Source organism: Sphingorhabdus rigui (assembly GCF_014196595.1).
GTDB classification, from domain to species: domain Bacteria; phylum Pseudomonadota; class Alphaproteobacteria; order Sphingomonadales; family Sphingomonadaceae; genus Sphingorhabdus_B; species Sphingorhabdus_B rigui.
This window is the reverse complement of sequence record NZ_JACIEA010000001.1, coordinates 100,553-113,069: the sequence shown is the minus strand read 5'-3', so window position 1 is coordinate 113,069 and position 12,517 is coordinate 100,553. Positions and strand designations below refer to the sequence as shown.

12 protein-coding genes are annotated in these 12,517 nt (G+C 56.1%); 6 read left to right on the top strand and 6 right to left on the bottom strand.

The annotated features are described in order from the left end of the window. Window positions 1–83 precede the first annotated feature (83 nt). The 5 genes from GGR91_RS00530 to GGR91_RS00510 all read left to right on the top strand — a co-directional run bounded on the left by GGR91_RS00530 (window position 84) and on the right by GGR91_RS00510 (window position 3,707). Window positions 84–866, top strand: a complete 783-nt coding sequence (locus GGR91_RS00530) for a pyrimidine 5'-nucleotidase (protein WP_183939048.1) — start codon at window positions 84–86, stop codon at window positions 864–866. Further along, window positions 863–1,702: a 2,3,4,5-tetrahydropyridine-2,6-dicarboxylate N-succinyltransferase gene (gene dapD, locus GGR91_RS00525; RefSeq protein WP_183939046.1), complete on the top strand. Its 840-nt coding sequence runs from the start codon at window positions 863–865 to the stop codon at window positions 1,700–1,702. The genes GGR91_RS00530 and dapD overlap by 4 nt, the downstream gene beginning before the upstream one ends. A 234-nt stretch (window positions 1,703–1,936) precedes the next feature. Then, a complete protein-coding gene (locus GGR91_RS00520) occupies window positions 1,937–2,131 on the top strand; it encodes a DUF465 domain-containing protein (protein WP_183939044.1) in 195 nt (64 codons plus the stop codon). 69 nt (window positions 2,132–2,200) lie between these two features. Further along, complete coding sequence (locus GGR91_RS00515; RefSeq protein ID WP_183939042.1) at window positions 2,201–3,190, top strand: TerC family protein; 990 nt, start codon at window positions 2,201–2,203, stop codon at window positions 3,188–3,190. 34 nt (window positions 3,191–3,224) lie between these two features. Further along, window positions 3,225–3,707: an SgcJ/EcaC family oxidoreductase gene (locus GGR91_RS00510; RefSeq protein WP_183939040.1), complete on the top strand. Its 483-nt coding sequence runs from the start codon at window positions 3,225–3,227 to the stop codon at window positions 3,705–3,707. Here GGR91_RS00510 and GGR91_RS00505 read toward each other — a convergent pair. From GGR91_RS00505 to GGR91_RS00490, 4 genes are all read right to left on the bottom strand, one after another. Then, window positions 3,704–4,024 (bottom strand): HNH endonuclease, encoded by a 321-nt coding sequence (locus GGR91_RS00505; protein ID WP_183939038.1) that lies wholly within the window; start codon window positions 4,022–4,024, stop codon window positions 3,704–3,706. The two genes, GGR91_RS00510 and GGR91_RS00505, sit on opposite strands and share 4 nt — an antisense overlap. Before the next feature lie 34 nt (window positions 4,025–4,058). After that, window positions 4,059–5,393, bottom strand: coding sequence for an amidohydrolase (locus GGR91_RS00500; RefSeq protein ID WP_246336988.1), 1,335 nt, complete (start codon window positions 5,391–5,393; stop codon window positions 4,059–4,061). Between the two features lie 109 nt (window positions 5,394–5,502). After that, the gene (locus GGR91_RS00495) at window positions 5,503–6,678 is read right to left on the bottom strand and encodes a serine hydrolase domain-containing protein (RefSeq protein WP_183939036.1); all 1,176 of its coding nucleotides are present in this window, start codon (window positions 6,676–6,678) and stop codon (window positions 5,503–5,505) included. After that, entirely contained in the window at window positions 6,675–7,202 is a 528-nt protein-coding gene (locus tag GGR91_RS00490; protein WP_183939034.1) for a DUF3617 domain-containing protein, read from the bottom strand. The genes GGR91_RS00495 and GGR91_RS00490 overlap by 4 nt, the downstream gene beginning before the upstream one ends. A gap of 188 nt (window positions 7,203–7,390) precedes the next feature. Between GGR91_RS00490 and uvrB the strand changes: the two genes are divergently transcribed. Next, window positions 7,391–9,577, top strand: coding sequence for an excinuclease ABC subunit UvrB (gene uvrB, locus GGR91_RS00485; RefSeq protein WP_183939032.1), 2,187 nt, complete (start codon window positions 7,391–7,393; stop codon window positions 9,575–9,577). A gap of 30 nt (window positions 9,578–9,607) precedes the next feature. Here uvrB and GGR91_RS00480 read toward each other — a convergent pair whose 3' ends face one another. After that, entirely contained in the window at window positions 9,608–10,363 is a 756-nt protein-coding gene (locus tag GGR91_RS00480; protein WP_246336987.1) for a sulfite exporter TauE/SafE family protein, read from the bottom strand. Window positions 10,364–10,476: 113 nt separating this feature from the next. After that, entirely contained in the window at window positions 10,477–12,474 is a 1,998-nt protein-coding gene (thrS, locus tag GGR91_RS00475) for a threonine--tRNA ligase (RefSeq protein ID WP_183939030.1), read from the bottom strand. Window positions 12,475–12,517: the final 43 nt, after the last annotated feature.

Here is a 12,517-nt window from a genome sequence, read left to right as displayed (position 1 = left end):
CGCCACCGCCGCAGGCAGAAAGCGACAATGCACATATAATCGACCCACCGATTACCAGCTTACGATCAATCAAAGCTGAACTCATGACCTTGCAAACCCTCTATCCGGGAGCACCCTTTTACACACAAATCGCTTTCGTCAGCCTGAATATGTTGATTGAGATATTCCCAACGGGTTGTTACGCGCAGGCTATGCAATCATATTTCACCGATATCGACACATGGATCTTTGATCTCGACCTCACCTTATATGGCCCGGAGGCGAATATCATGGCGCAGATCCGGGATCGTATTGCGCTATATGTCGAGAATCATTTCCAAATTGGCTCCGTCGAGGCGCATGAAATCCGGCATCGTTATTGGAAGAAATACGGCACGACGTTGGGCGGACTGATGGCCGAACATGCGGTTGACCCTTACGGCTATCTCGATTTCGTCCATGAGGTTGACCTGAGCTTGTTGCAACCAGCGCCGGATTTGCGTGGGCATATTAATGCTTTACCGGGCCGCAAAATTATCTTTACCAACGCCGACGCACCTTATGCCCAGCGCGTGTTGACCGCCCGCGGACTGGACAATGTGTTCGAGGATATTTTCGACATCCACCGGATGCAGCATATGCCAAAGCCATTCGCTGGCAGTTATGACGCCTTGTGCAGCGAATTGAGGATCGACGCCACACGGGCACTTTTTGTGGAAGATTCCGCACATAATCTCGTGCCGGCCAAAGCGTTGGGCATGCGCACAATTTGGGTGAAACATGAAGACGAAGCTGATAGCGCAGCCCATCAAGACCATATCGACCATGAAATTTCCGATGTGACCCACTGGCTATCGGAAATTCACAGCTTTGAAAGAGCCGCATGACTGAACAACTAACCGCCATCATTGACGCCGCATGGGACGCCCGTGACGGGATCAGCAGCGCAACCCAAGGCGAGGTGCGCGACGCCGTACAAACAGCATTGGCTGGCCTTGATGACGGGTCACTGCGCGTTGCGGAAAAGCTGGATGGTAATTGGCAGGTCAACCAATGGCTGAAAAAGGCTGTTTTGTTGTCGTTCCGGTTGAATGACAATGTCGTGGTTGACGGCGGCGCAGCTGGCGCACCTGCCTATGACAAGGTCCCTTCCAAATTTGCAGGATGGGGCGAAAACCGCTTCCGGGACGCTGGATTCCGCGTTGTGCCCGGCGCCGTCGCGCGGCGCGGCAGCTTCATCGGCAAGAATGTTGTGTTGATGCCCAGCTTTGTAAATATCGGCGCACGCGTTGATGAAGGCACCATGGTCGACACATGGGCAACGGTCGGAAGCTGCGCGCAAATTGGTAAAAATGTCCATCTGTCGGGCGGCGTCGGCATTGGCGGCGTACTTGAACCGCTTCAGGCTGGCCCTGTCATCATTGAAGACAATTGCTTCATTGGCGCACGGTCAGAAGTTGTCGAGGGCGTCGTCATCGAAGAAGGCGCAGTGCTTTCGATGGGTGTTTTCATTAGCTCCACTAGCAAGATTATTGACCGGACAACCGGCGAAGTCTTTGTGGGCCGCGTACCGGCCTATTCGGTTGTTGTGCCGGGTTCGCTCCCAGGTAAAGCGCTTCCTGACGGCAGCCCGGGTCCACACCTTTCCTGCGCGGTCATCGTCAAACGCGTCGATGCACAGACCCGCGCAAAGACCGCAATCAACGACCTGTTGAGGGATTAATTCGCCGAACCGAGTAGGGGCGATCAAAACGGGCTTGTAATTCGGACGGATTTACTCCAGAAGGTGCAGGCGGACCGGGCCCCTCTGGCGCTTCGCTTCTTCGGAAGGAACGTGATGTCGGCCGCATCGGATGTTTCCGGTGCATTGGTCAGGCGGTCTTCAAACCCCCGAAATACGCTAGGCTTTGCCCGGAACATCCGATTGAACTTAAACAATGTTCAAGAGGATGTAGTCATGACTTTTTCGTCATTTCGATTGATGCAATATCACCAAAAAATTGATCGCGAACTGCGCGCCGAAATTTCACGGCGTTGGCCAGACGTGTTTCGAATCCAGAAACTGAAGCGGTTGAAGCTTGCGATCAAGGATCGGTTGGCGCGCCACGCGCACACCTCCTTTGGCCGTCGTCTGCGCCTTAAAAAGACGTAATTTTAAAGCTGACGCCGCGCGCATTTAAATCTGCGCGGCGTCGGCACGTACAATACAGGGAATGATTTCATGGAATTTTTGATGATGGACTGGCTGGGCACACCGGTTTGGTTCTGGTTGGCCTTTATCGGCATCGTAATCACGCTCACCGCGTTTGACCTTGGCATTTTGCACAAGGAAGACAAAGAGATGGGCATCGCCGAAAGCCTGAAGCTGTCGGCGTTTTACATCAGTATTGCGATGCTGTTCGGCCTTTGGGTCTGGTTCCAAAAGGGGGCAGACATGGGCATGAAATATTACACAGGCTTTTTCATCGAAAAGGCGCTGTCGATTGATAATGTCTTTGTCATCAGCCTGATTTTCACCTTCTTCGCGATTCCACGAAAGTACCAATACCGCGCATTGCTATGGGGCATTATCGCCGTCATCGTCCTGCGTGGCCTGATGATCGCCGCGGGCGCCGCGATCGTGCAGGAATATTATTGGACGCTGTATATCTTCGCGGCCTTCCTGATTGGAACCGGCATCAAGATGCTGTTTTCTGGCGATGAGGAAATGGATGTCGCCAAGAACCCGGTGGTCAAATTTATTTCACGGCATATGCGCGTGACCAAAGAGCTTCATGACGAGAAGTTCTTTGTGAAGGTAGCAGATGACAAGACCGGCAAGATGGTGCGCGCTGCGACGCCATTGTTCCTCGCGCTTGTCGTCATCAACCTCGCCGACCTTGTGTTCGCGGTAGACTCGGTACCGGCGATATTTGCCATAACTACCGACACGTTCATTGTGTACACGTCAAACATCATGGCGATTTTGGGCCTGCGTGCCTTGTATTTCGCACTCGCCGCGATGGTCCATCGTTTCCATTATCTCAAATATGCGCTGGCACTGGTTTTGGTCTTCATCGGTTCGAAGATCTTCGTTTCAGACTTTGTGATGGACGGCGACAAGTTCCCGCCCGTCCTAAGCCTGGGCGTCACCTTTGCCCTGATTTTGGGAGGCATATTCTTTTCGCTCTGGAAAACGCGCGGACAGGATCAATCACATCACACGCTTTAGTTTTTACTTTAACGACCAAGAGGAGAAAACTGAGATGAATAAATTTATGTTAAGTGCTGTTGCAGTTGCATCGGTAATCGCCATTCCGGCTCAAGCTAAAACTGCAACACCCATGCAGTGCGCGGTCGTCAACCAAGCGCAAGTCGAATCGCTGTTCAATGATTTCAACAATGCTTGGGCATCCAAAAATCCGGATACGGTCACCAGCTTGTTCACAAAGGACGCAGTCCTGCTGGCGACCGTTTCCAACACGCCACGCACCGACCATGCGGGTATCCGTGACTATTTCGTCGGCTTCCTAAAACCCAGCCCAGTGGGAACCATCAACAGCAGCACGGTCAAAATCGGTTGCAACATGGCAGCACGGCTCGGCACTTGGACGGTAACCGTAACAGACCCTTCAACGGGTGCGAAAACAGACATCAAGGCCCGTTATTCGTTCATCTATCGTATTGAAGATGGAAAGTGGAAAATCGACCACCTGCACTCGTCGATGATGCCTGAAAAAGCGGGCTAACGCCGGTCCTTCGTCGGCGCGTTAAAGTCGGACGGTTTGTTGGCAATCCATGCCACGAACCGTCCGATTTCCTCATGCGCCAACAACGCATCAACGGTTGCAAAACGCTTTTCGAGATCGCTGTTGGTGAAATTGGCATGAATGGTCCGATGGCAAATCGGGTGCACCGGCTGCCGTTCCTTGCCACCCCGGCTTTTGGGCACAGGATGATGCCATTCGGTGACCTCACCCATCGGGCGCGAACACAGCCAGCAGGTTACTTCGGGCGCAATGGACTCTTCGTCAGAGTCATAAAAATCGCGATTTTTTCGCGCCATTGTCGCCGCTCCGTAACCTGCCAGATATCCGCAATCAGTTCTTGCCTGTTCCGAGCAAGTCCAACGCGGCAGCTGTCATCGCTTCAATGCCCAAGCGGACCGACGGTTCGGGATCAATCTTGAACAAGGGCGAATGGTGACCGGCCACGGCTGGTCCGCCATTTTTCGCAGCTGCAATCCATTGGGGATTTGTCCCGCCGACCGCGAAATAATATCCCGGGATGCCAAATTGCTGATCGACGAAAAATGCGAAATCCTCTGCGCCCATGTTGCTTTGGTGGAATGGCACAACAACGTCGCTACCCAATGCCGTCGCAATTGCACCGTTCAAGCGGCGGGCAAGCGCAGCGTCATTGACGGTGACGGGTGTGCTTTCGCTCACCTTTACGATAGGCAATTTATCCGCAGGCAAACCATTGGCCGCGCCAATACCCTTTGCCACACGCTCAATCGAGGCAATCAGCTGATCTCGAACCGCTTGGCTATTGGCACGCACGGTCACCTGTAAATCGGCATATTCCGAAATGATGTTATGCTTTGTCCCGGCATGGAATGCGCCAACGGTAATCACGCCAGCGTCCAAGGGACCCTTTTCGCGGCTGATGACCGATTGCAGGCCAACGACGATCTGCGACGCGATGTAGACGGGGTCACGGCCAAGATGCGGCGCAGCGCCGTGCGTGGCGATACCGGGTACGCGGATGTCGACGCTGTCAGCGGACGAATATTGAATACCCTCTGCTGCTGCGATTTTACCGGTTTCCAATTCTGCTGCCACGTGGAAGGCAAGCGCATAATCAGGCTTCGGAAAACGGGTATATAGCCCGTCCTGCACCATGGCCTTGGCACCGCCAACGCGCTCTTCAGCGGGCTGGACGATGAACAGGATTGTGCCTTTCCACCGGTCTTTCATGCGCGCCATTTGCCGTGCCGTACCGAGCAAAGAGGTAATGTGTACATCATGGCCGCAGGCATGCATGACGGGCATTTCAAGGCCATCAACGCCAACCTGTCTGACGGTCGAGCTGTTGGCGAGGCCCGAGCGTTCCTGCACCGGCAATCCGTCCATGTCCGCACGGACAAGCACGACTGGACCATCGCCATTTTTCAGCATGCCGACAACGCCGGTTCCGCCAACCTTTTCGGTCACGATCATGCCAGGCACGGTGCGCAATTCCTGTGCCATCCGGGCAGCGGTCTTATATTCGCGGAACGACAGTTCAGGATTGCGGTGGAAATGATCCCACAGGCTGGCGAGCGACTTGTCATAGTCTGCCTTGACGGCATCCGCATAATCCGGGCGGGCCGCCGCTGGTGCGGCCATTAATGCGCTTGTCAAAAGCGCGCCCAATAAAGTCTTTTTCATCATAATCCTGCCCCTTATTGTGTCTGCGTCACCATGTGGCGCGCAGTGTTTTGTTATGCGGCGGCTTAATTTTCCCGTTGGGTCAGGCCGCCTCGGTTTAAATGCTACGCTATCACGGGCACCGGTCAAAGCAATGCCCGACGGGTGAAAATTCATCGACCATCGTCACATAGCGGTAAAATCCCTTGCCTTGCGCAGGATTAATCCAAAACCCGGCACGTAGCGAATATGCCTCACCGACATGGCCAAACCATCGATTGCCCGCATTGTCCTCCAACCAATGCACACCAAGGCCATATGCCGTGAAATAGCCCTTGTCGTCGTCGCCATTTGAACCATTGAACGTCCAAACTGGCGCTGTCATTTCGGCAAAGCTTTTTTTCGACAATAATGGCGCGCCTTGGCGCAAAAGCAGCTGGCCCACTTTGGCAAGATCGCGTGCCGAAATGCGCAGGCCGCCTTGCGGGCTGAACGCCGAACCATTGCGGCCAAGAACATACAGCGCATCAACATCACAACTGCCGTTGGTTGCCGGATACACCGCGCAAGGGTCAGGCCCCTTCATGGCGGCATCGCGCGCCAAATCGCCATTTGGGCGCAACAAAGTGACCGCTTGCGCACGCCGTCCCTCGCTGCACCCCGCACCCCAATTGTAGCAGGCATCCAGCCCAAGCGGTGTCAGCACCAGCCGCGCCATCAACCGGTCAAACCGTTCGCCCGCGGCGCTTTCCAGCACCGCCGCGATCACGGGCGAATTGATATTGGCATAGGAAAAATAACTGCCCGGCGGGTGGGCCCCATCCCACGCTTTTGGATTGGCAATGACGTTGGACAGCTCGCCATCCAGCGGCACGATATAATCGACAGAGTCGCGCAGCCCGCTTTGGTGAGACAGCAAGGCGCGCATGGTCACCGGCACATCGGGGAAGGCTGGATTGCGAACGGGCCAGCCCAGATAAAGACCAACATCACGGTCAAGATCAAGCACACCCTGCTCCGCCAGCCGCATCGCCGCAATGGCCACCACCAGTTTCGAGATCGAAGCCACGCGCGCAGGGTCATCCAGCGTTACGGGACGGCCTGCAACACCAGCATCCCCTTGAGCGACCCCGTGCGTGATGCTGTCAGCGGTAAAATCAACGCGGACCTCAGCCGCCGCAGGAAGCGCGAGTTCAGCCGAAGCGGGCGTTGTTGCGCTGCCCCCAAGCGCCGCCGCAAAGATCGACAAAGCCGTGGCCAGAGACGCGACTTGCGCCTTACTCCAAGACTGCCTTATCCGCTGCATCATGCCGCCGGACAGGCGCCTAAATATTTGCCGCTTGCCTTACCCTGCATCTTCACCTTGCCAATCATCGGCAGACGGACATCGAACTTGCTGTCATAATTGAATTCGGTTTCGCCCATGACGCCCGCAAGTTCCATGTCGACACTGCCCATGCCTTCCATGCCGCATGACAGCTTCAACCGGACATTTTGGCCAGAAACGTCAAATGCCTTATACACGCATTTCTCCCCGCCATTGCCGCCAAAGAAATCCGCACTTGGCTTTTTGGCTTCTGCTTCAGTCAGGCAGCTGCGGCTCGACGCGCTCTTGGCGACCTCATCCATGATCTGCTGCTTTTCCGCTTTGCCCAGCGTCGGCACGTCAATGTCGGTGAAGACAAACTTGGTTTCCCACTGCCCGGCCTTCATCGGGATGAACGCGTCATCATCCATGTCGGCGGCGCGCTCTTTGCTGTCGGTGTCAGCGCCTTTGTCCGAACAGGCTGAAATCGCCAACGCCGCAACACCCAATAAAAGGAACTTGTGCATGGGTTGCCTTTCTCGCTCTGTGTTCATTTCCGTCTTGTGTCGCTGACTTATCAAAAAGGCAACAGGCGATCAGAACCCCTTTTGTGGTTTTGGCGTTCCGTGGCCAACGTGATAACTTAGATGACGTTTTTCGCATAAAGCCGCCGCACACTCTTGCCCTTGCACCAGCTACAGCACATATAGCGAACATGGCTGAATTGATTATCCGCCGTGGGCTGGAAGAACCGGACACGGTTGGCAGCTTCACCCCGCACAGGCCGGAACGCCCGTCCAAGCTTGAAGGGGGTCGCCCTTTCAAAATCGTTTCCGATTATGAACCTGCGGGCGACCAGCCAACTGCAATCAAAGAACTGGTGACAACCGCGCTGACCGGCGAGAAGAATCAGGTCCTTTTGGGTGTTACGGGGTCCGGCAAGACGTTTACCGTCGCTAAAGTCATTGAGGCGTTGCAACGGCCCGCGTTGATCCTTGCGCCGAACAAGATTTTGGCCGCGCAGCTATATGGTGAATTCAAAAGCTTCTTCCCCGACAATGCCGTCGAATATTTCGTCAGCTATTATGACTATTACCAGCCCGAAGCCTATGTCCCGCGCAGCGACACCTATATTGAGAAGGAATCGAGCGTAAACGAGGCCATTGACCGTATGCGCCATTCGGCGACGCGGTCGTTGCTTGAACGTGATGATGTTATCATCGTTGCGTCCGTGTCGTGTATTTACGGTATCGGTTCGGTGGAAACCTATTCGGCGATGATATTCGACCTGAAGGCAGGCGAAAGCGTCGATCAGCGCGAATTGATCCGCAAGCTCGTCGCGTTACAATATAAGCGCAACGACACCGGATTTGCCCGCGGCAATTTCCGTGTGCGGGGCGACAATCTGGAAATCTTCCCGTCGCATTATGAAGACATGGCATGGCGCGTCAGTTTCTTTGGCGACGAGATTGAGGAAATCGCCGAGTTCGACCCGCTGACGGGGACGACAGGCGCCAAGCTGAACAGTGTACGCGTGTACGCGAACAGCCACTATGTGACGCCCGGCCCAACGATGAAGCAGGCGAGCGAAGCCATTCGGTTCGAACTTACAGAGCGGCTGAAAGAACTGGTGTCCGAAGGCAAATTGCTGGAAGCGCAGCGGCTTGAGGAGCGGACGAATTTCGATCTGGAAATGATCGCGGCGACCGGCAGTTGCGCAGGCATCGAAAATTACTCGCGCTTTTTAACGGGCCGCCTGCCGGGTGAGCCGCCCCCCACTTTGTTTGAATATCTGCCTGACAATGCGTTGCTGTTTGTCGACGAAAGCCACCAGACGGTGCCGCAAATCGGCGCGATGGCCAAGGGTGACCATAGGCGCAAGCTGACGCTCGCCGAATATGGTTTCCGCCTGCCGTCCTGCATCGACAACCGGCCGCTGCGTTTCAACGAATGGGACATTATGCGCCCCCAAACGGTGTGCGTTTCTGCAACGCCGGGCGGTTGGGAAATGGAGCAATCGGGCGGTGTGTTTGCCGAACAGGTTATCCGGCCCACGGGGCTTATCGACCCACCTGTCGAGATTAAACCCGTTGAGGATCAGGTGCAGGATTGCATCAATGAATGCCGCAAGACGGCAGAGGCAGGTTTCCGGACATTGGTCACCACGCTAACCAAGCGCATGGCCGAAGACCTGACCGAGTTCATGCATGAGGCCGGCTTGCGCGTGCGCTATATGCACAGCGATGTTGAGACGTTGGAGCGTATCGAGCTGATCCGTGACTTACGGCGCGGCGTGTATGACGTGCTTGTCGGCATCAACCTGCTGCGCGAGGGTTTGGATATTCCGGAGTGCGGGCTCGTCGCGATCTTGGATGCGGACAAGGAAGGTTTCCTGCGCAGCGAAACGTCGCTCATTCAAACCATTGGCCGCGCCGCACGTAACGTTGAAGGGCGCGTTATCCTATATGCCGACCGGATGACGGGAAGCATGGAGCGTGCGATTCGCGAAACCGACCGCCGCCGCGAAAAACAGCATGCCTATAATATCGAACATGGCATTACGCCTGCGACCATCAAGCGGGACATTCACGATATTGTTGCCGACACCGCCAGCCGCGATTCGGTGCTGATCGAAATTGACGCCGACGGCGCCAATAATCTCGTCGGCCATAATCTGCGGGCCTATATCGACGACCTGGAAAAGAAGATGCGTGCAGCCGCTGCAGATCTTGAGTTTGAAGAGGCTGGACGTCTGCGCGATGAGATTCGCTCATTAGAAGCCACCGAGCTTGGCCTGCCGCACCAGCAACATGTCGCCGCCCCGCGCGGCCGATCAACCGAAGGTCAGCCCGGCACACGCAAAATGCGGTACGGAAAAACGCAACGGAAATTCGGGAAGTAGGCCCCGGCTTTTAGCCAGCTTTTTACGTTCTCAGTTGAAGAGCCGAATGAGCGCCGAAATTCCGGCAAGGCCAAGGATGCCAGCGACAAAACTGCGCCACAACGAAGGCGGTACTTTGCCAAAAGATTTTGCGCCCAGCCAGTTGCCCGCCAGCACAGACGGAAACAGCAACAGCGACAGCCACAATAAGCGTGCGTCGGCCAAGCCCAAGGCAAAGGCCGAAATCGTGCCCGCAATGGCCGTGGCGAAAAACACGAGCATCATCGACGCGCGTGCTTCCTTGGGCGGAATTGGCTGGCGCAGGTAGAATGGCACAACAGGCGGGCCGGGCATCGCGGCAAAGCCGGTTAGGATGCCCGATGCAATCCCGGTCGCTGCGGTCTCTTTGGGGCCGGGGCGCAGTTCGCCACGTTGTGGAAGCAGAACGAGCGCGAACGCGCCAATGGCAATGGCCGCGATCATCAACCGCGCAACGTCAGGCGTTGTGACCTTCAGCAGTAGGACGCCAATCGGTGTCGCCAGCATGGCAAATGCGGCAATCATCAACGCACTTTGCCGATGCGCGTCGGCAAATATGACCTTTAACCCAACCGGTCCAATCAGCACCTGAAGCAATATGCCAATGACGACCGCTTCGCCCGGGGTAACAATCATCCCGAACAACGGCACCAAAATGATCGCCATGCCAAAGCCAGTCAGCCCACGGATATACGCAGCGCCAAACGTCATTGCGGACAACAGCAGCAATTGCGCGGTGGCAAGGCCCGTTAGGTCGTGAATGTTCAATGCCCCATTGCCGCATGGTCAGCGGCAGGTTTTTGGCATGCCGCCAACAGCAATCTAGCCGCGAGCGTTAAGGGAACTGTCTTCACCGCAATCTCCTTGTCCACTAATTTGCGTTAGCGAATATCGGGTGGGGTTGCTTCATGCGACAGCATCGCGATCGCTTCATCAAGCGTCATGATGCGCTGACCGTCGGAACCAAGGCTGCGGATGGCGACCTTGCCCTCTTCCGCCTCACGCATGCCAACAACAAGGAGATGCGGTACCTTGGCGACGCTGTGTTCGCGCACCTTGTAATTGATTTTCTCGTTCCGCGTGTCGGACTCAACACGAATACCAGCCGCTTTCAGCTTAGCCGTAACATCATGCGCATAGCCGTCCGCTTCCGACGTAATGGTGGCAACGACCGCCTGCACAGGCGCCAACCACACAGGGAAGCGACCGGCATAATGTTCGATCAATATACCAATGAAGCGTTCATAGCTGCCGAAGATCGCCCGGTGCAGCATGACCGGACGGTGACGTGCGCCATCTTCACCGACATAGCTTGCATCGAGACGTTCGGGCAGGACGCGGTCGGATTGGATCGTTCCGACCTGCCATGTGCGGCCAATGGCGTCGGTCAGATGCCACTCAAGCTTTGGCGCGTAGAATGCGCCTTCGCCGGGCAATTCTTCCCAACCAAATTCCGGCGTCGCAAGGCCCGCGCGCACAACGGCGTCGCGCAGTTCATTCTCCGCCTTGTCCCAATCCGCATCCGATCCGAACCGTTGGTCAGGACGCAGCGCGAGCTTGATCGAATAAGTGAAACCAAATTCCTTGTAGATCCGGTCGGCCAGCGCACAAAATGCCTGTACCTCTTCCACAATCTGGTCTTCGCGGCAGAAGATATGCGCGTCATCCTGTGTGAACTGACGCACCCGCATCAGGCCATGCAAGGCACCATGTGGTTCATTGCGGTGGCAACAGCCGTTTTCATATATGCGCAGCGGCAGGTCACGATAGGATTTGATACCCTGGCGGAAAATCAGAACGTGCGCAGGGCAGTTCATGGGCTTCAACGCCATCCAGTCGGCGTCGCCCGAAATCACCGGACCCTCATCATCGACATTTGGCACTTCGTCAGGGATCACGAACATATTGGCGCGATATTTGCCCCAATGCCCCGATTGCTCCCATTGCCGCGCGTCCATGACCTGCGGGGTTTTCACTTCCTTGTAACCCGCGCCGTCGATGGCCCGGCGCATATAGGCTTCGAGCTCGCGCCAGATCAGATAGCCATTGGGATGCCAAAAGACCGAGCCATGCGCCTCTTGCTGCAAATGGAACAGGTCCATGTCCTGACCCAGACGGCGATGGTCGCGCTTTGCGGCTTCCTCAAGACGCAGCAGATGCGCGTCGAGCTGCTTTTTGTTCAACCAGCCGGTGCCGTAAATGCGGCTCAGCTGCGGGTTCTTCTGGTCACCGCGCCAATAGGCACCGGCAACGCGCGTCAGCTTAAACGCCGCAGGATCAAGCTTACCCGTCGACGCCAAATGCGGGCCGCGGCACATGTCCATCCAGTCATTGCCCGACCAATAGACCGAAAGCTCTTCGCCTTCGGGCAGTTCCGCCGCCCATTCCGCCTTGAAGCTTTCGCCTGCATTCTGCCATGTGGCGATCAACGCATCACGCGCCATGACTTCGCGGCGCAGCGGCTTATCGGCGCGAATGATGTCGCGCATCTTTTCTTCAATCGCGGGCAAGTCATCCATCGTGAATGGGCCACGCGAAGCAGGCGCCATCACGTCATAATAAAATCCGTCATCAGTCGACGGGCCAAAAGTAATTTGCGTTCCGGGAAACAAGGCCTGCACCGCTTCGGCAAGAATATGCGCAAAGTCATGGCGGGCAAGTTCAAGCGCGTCCGCCTCATCACGGCTGGTCACCAGTGCGAGCTGCGCATCGGCCTCAAGCGGGCGCGTGATATCGCGCAATTCGCCATCCACCCGCGCGGCGATCGCAGCCTTCGCAAGGCCGGGGCCAATAGCAGCGGCAATATCCGCCGGGGTAGTGCCGCGCGCGACTTCACGGGCAGTGCCATCGGGAAGGGTAATGCGGATCATCTCGGACATGGATTTACTTGCTTTCAGCTTCGTTTTGGAACCGTCCCTTTGC

What these genes read in the sequence shown, in the direction of transcription:
- GGR91_RS00500 (WP_246336988.1), bottom strand. Translation starts at nt 5,393, where the DNA reads ATGATGAAAAAGACTTTATTGGGCGCGCTTTTGACAAGCGCATTAATG.
- uvrB (WP_183939032.1), top strand. Translation starts at nt 7,391, where the DNA reads ATGGCTGAATTGATTATCCGCCGTGGGCTGGAAGAACCGGACACGGTT.
- GGR91_RS00530 (WP_183939048.1), top strand. Translation starts at nt 84, where the DNA reads ATGACCTTGCAAACCCTCTATCCGGGAGCACCCTTTTACACACAAATC.
- dapD (WP_183939046.1), top strand. Translation starts at nt 863, where the DNA reads ATGACTGAACAACTAACCGCCATCATTGACGCCGCATGGGACGCCCGT.
- GGR91_RS00510 (WP_183939040.1), top strand. Translation starts at nt 3,225, where the DNA reads ATGAATAAATTTATGTTAAGTGCTGTTGCAGTTGCATCGGTAATCGCC.
- thrS (WP_183939030.1), bottom strand. Translation starts at nt 12,474, where the DNA reads ATGTCCGAGATGATCCGCATTACCCTTCCCGATGGCACTGCCCGTGAA.
- GGR91_RS00520 (WP_183939044.1), top strand. Translation starts at nt 1,937, where the DNA reads ATGACTTTTTCGTCATTTCGATTGATGCAATATCACCAAAAAATTGAT.
- GGR91_RS00495 (WP_183939036.1), bottom strand. Translation starts at nt 6,678, where the DNA reads ATGATGCAGCGGATAAGGCAGTCTTGGAGTAAGGCGCAAGTCGCGTCT.
- GGR91_RS00490 (WP_183939034.1), bottom strand. Translation starts at nt 7,202, where the DNA reads ATGCACAAGTTCCTTTTATTGGGTGTTGCGGCGTTGGCGATTTCAGCC.
- GGR91_RS00515 (WP_183939042.1), top strand. Translation starts at nt 2,201, where the DNA reads ATGGAATTTTTGATGATGGACTGGCTGGGCACACCGGTTTGGTTCTGG.
- GGR91_RS00505 (WP_183939038.1), bottom strand. Translation starts at nt 4,024, where the DNA reads ATGGCGCGAAAAAATCGCGATTTTTATGACTCTGACGAAGAGTCCATT.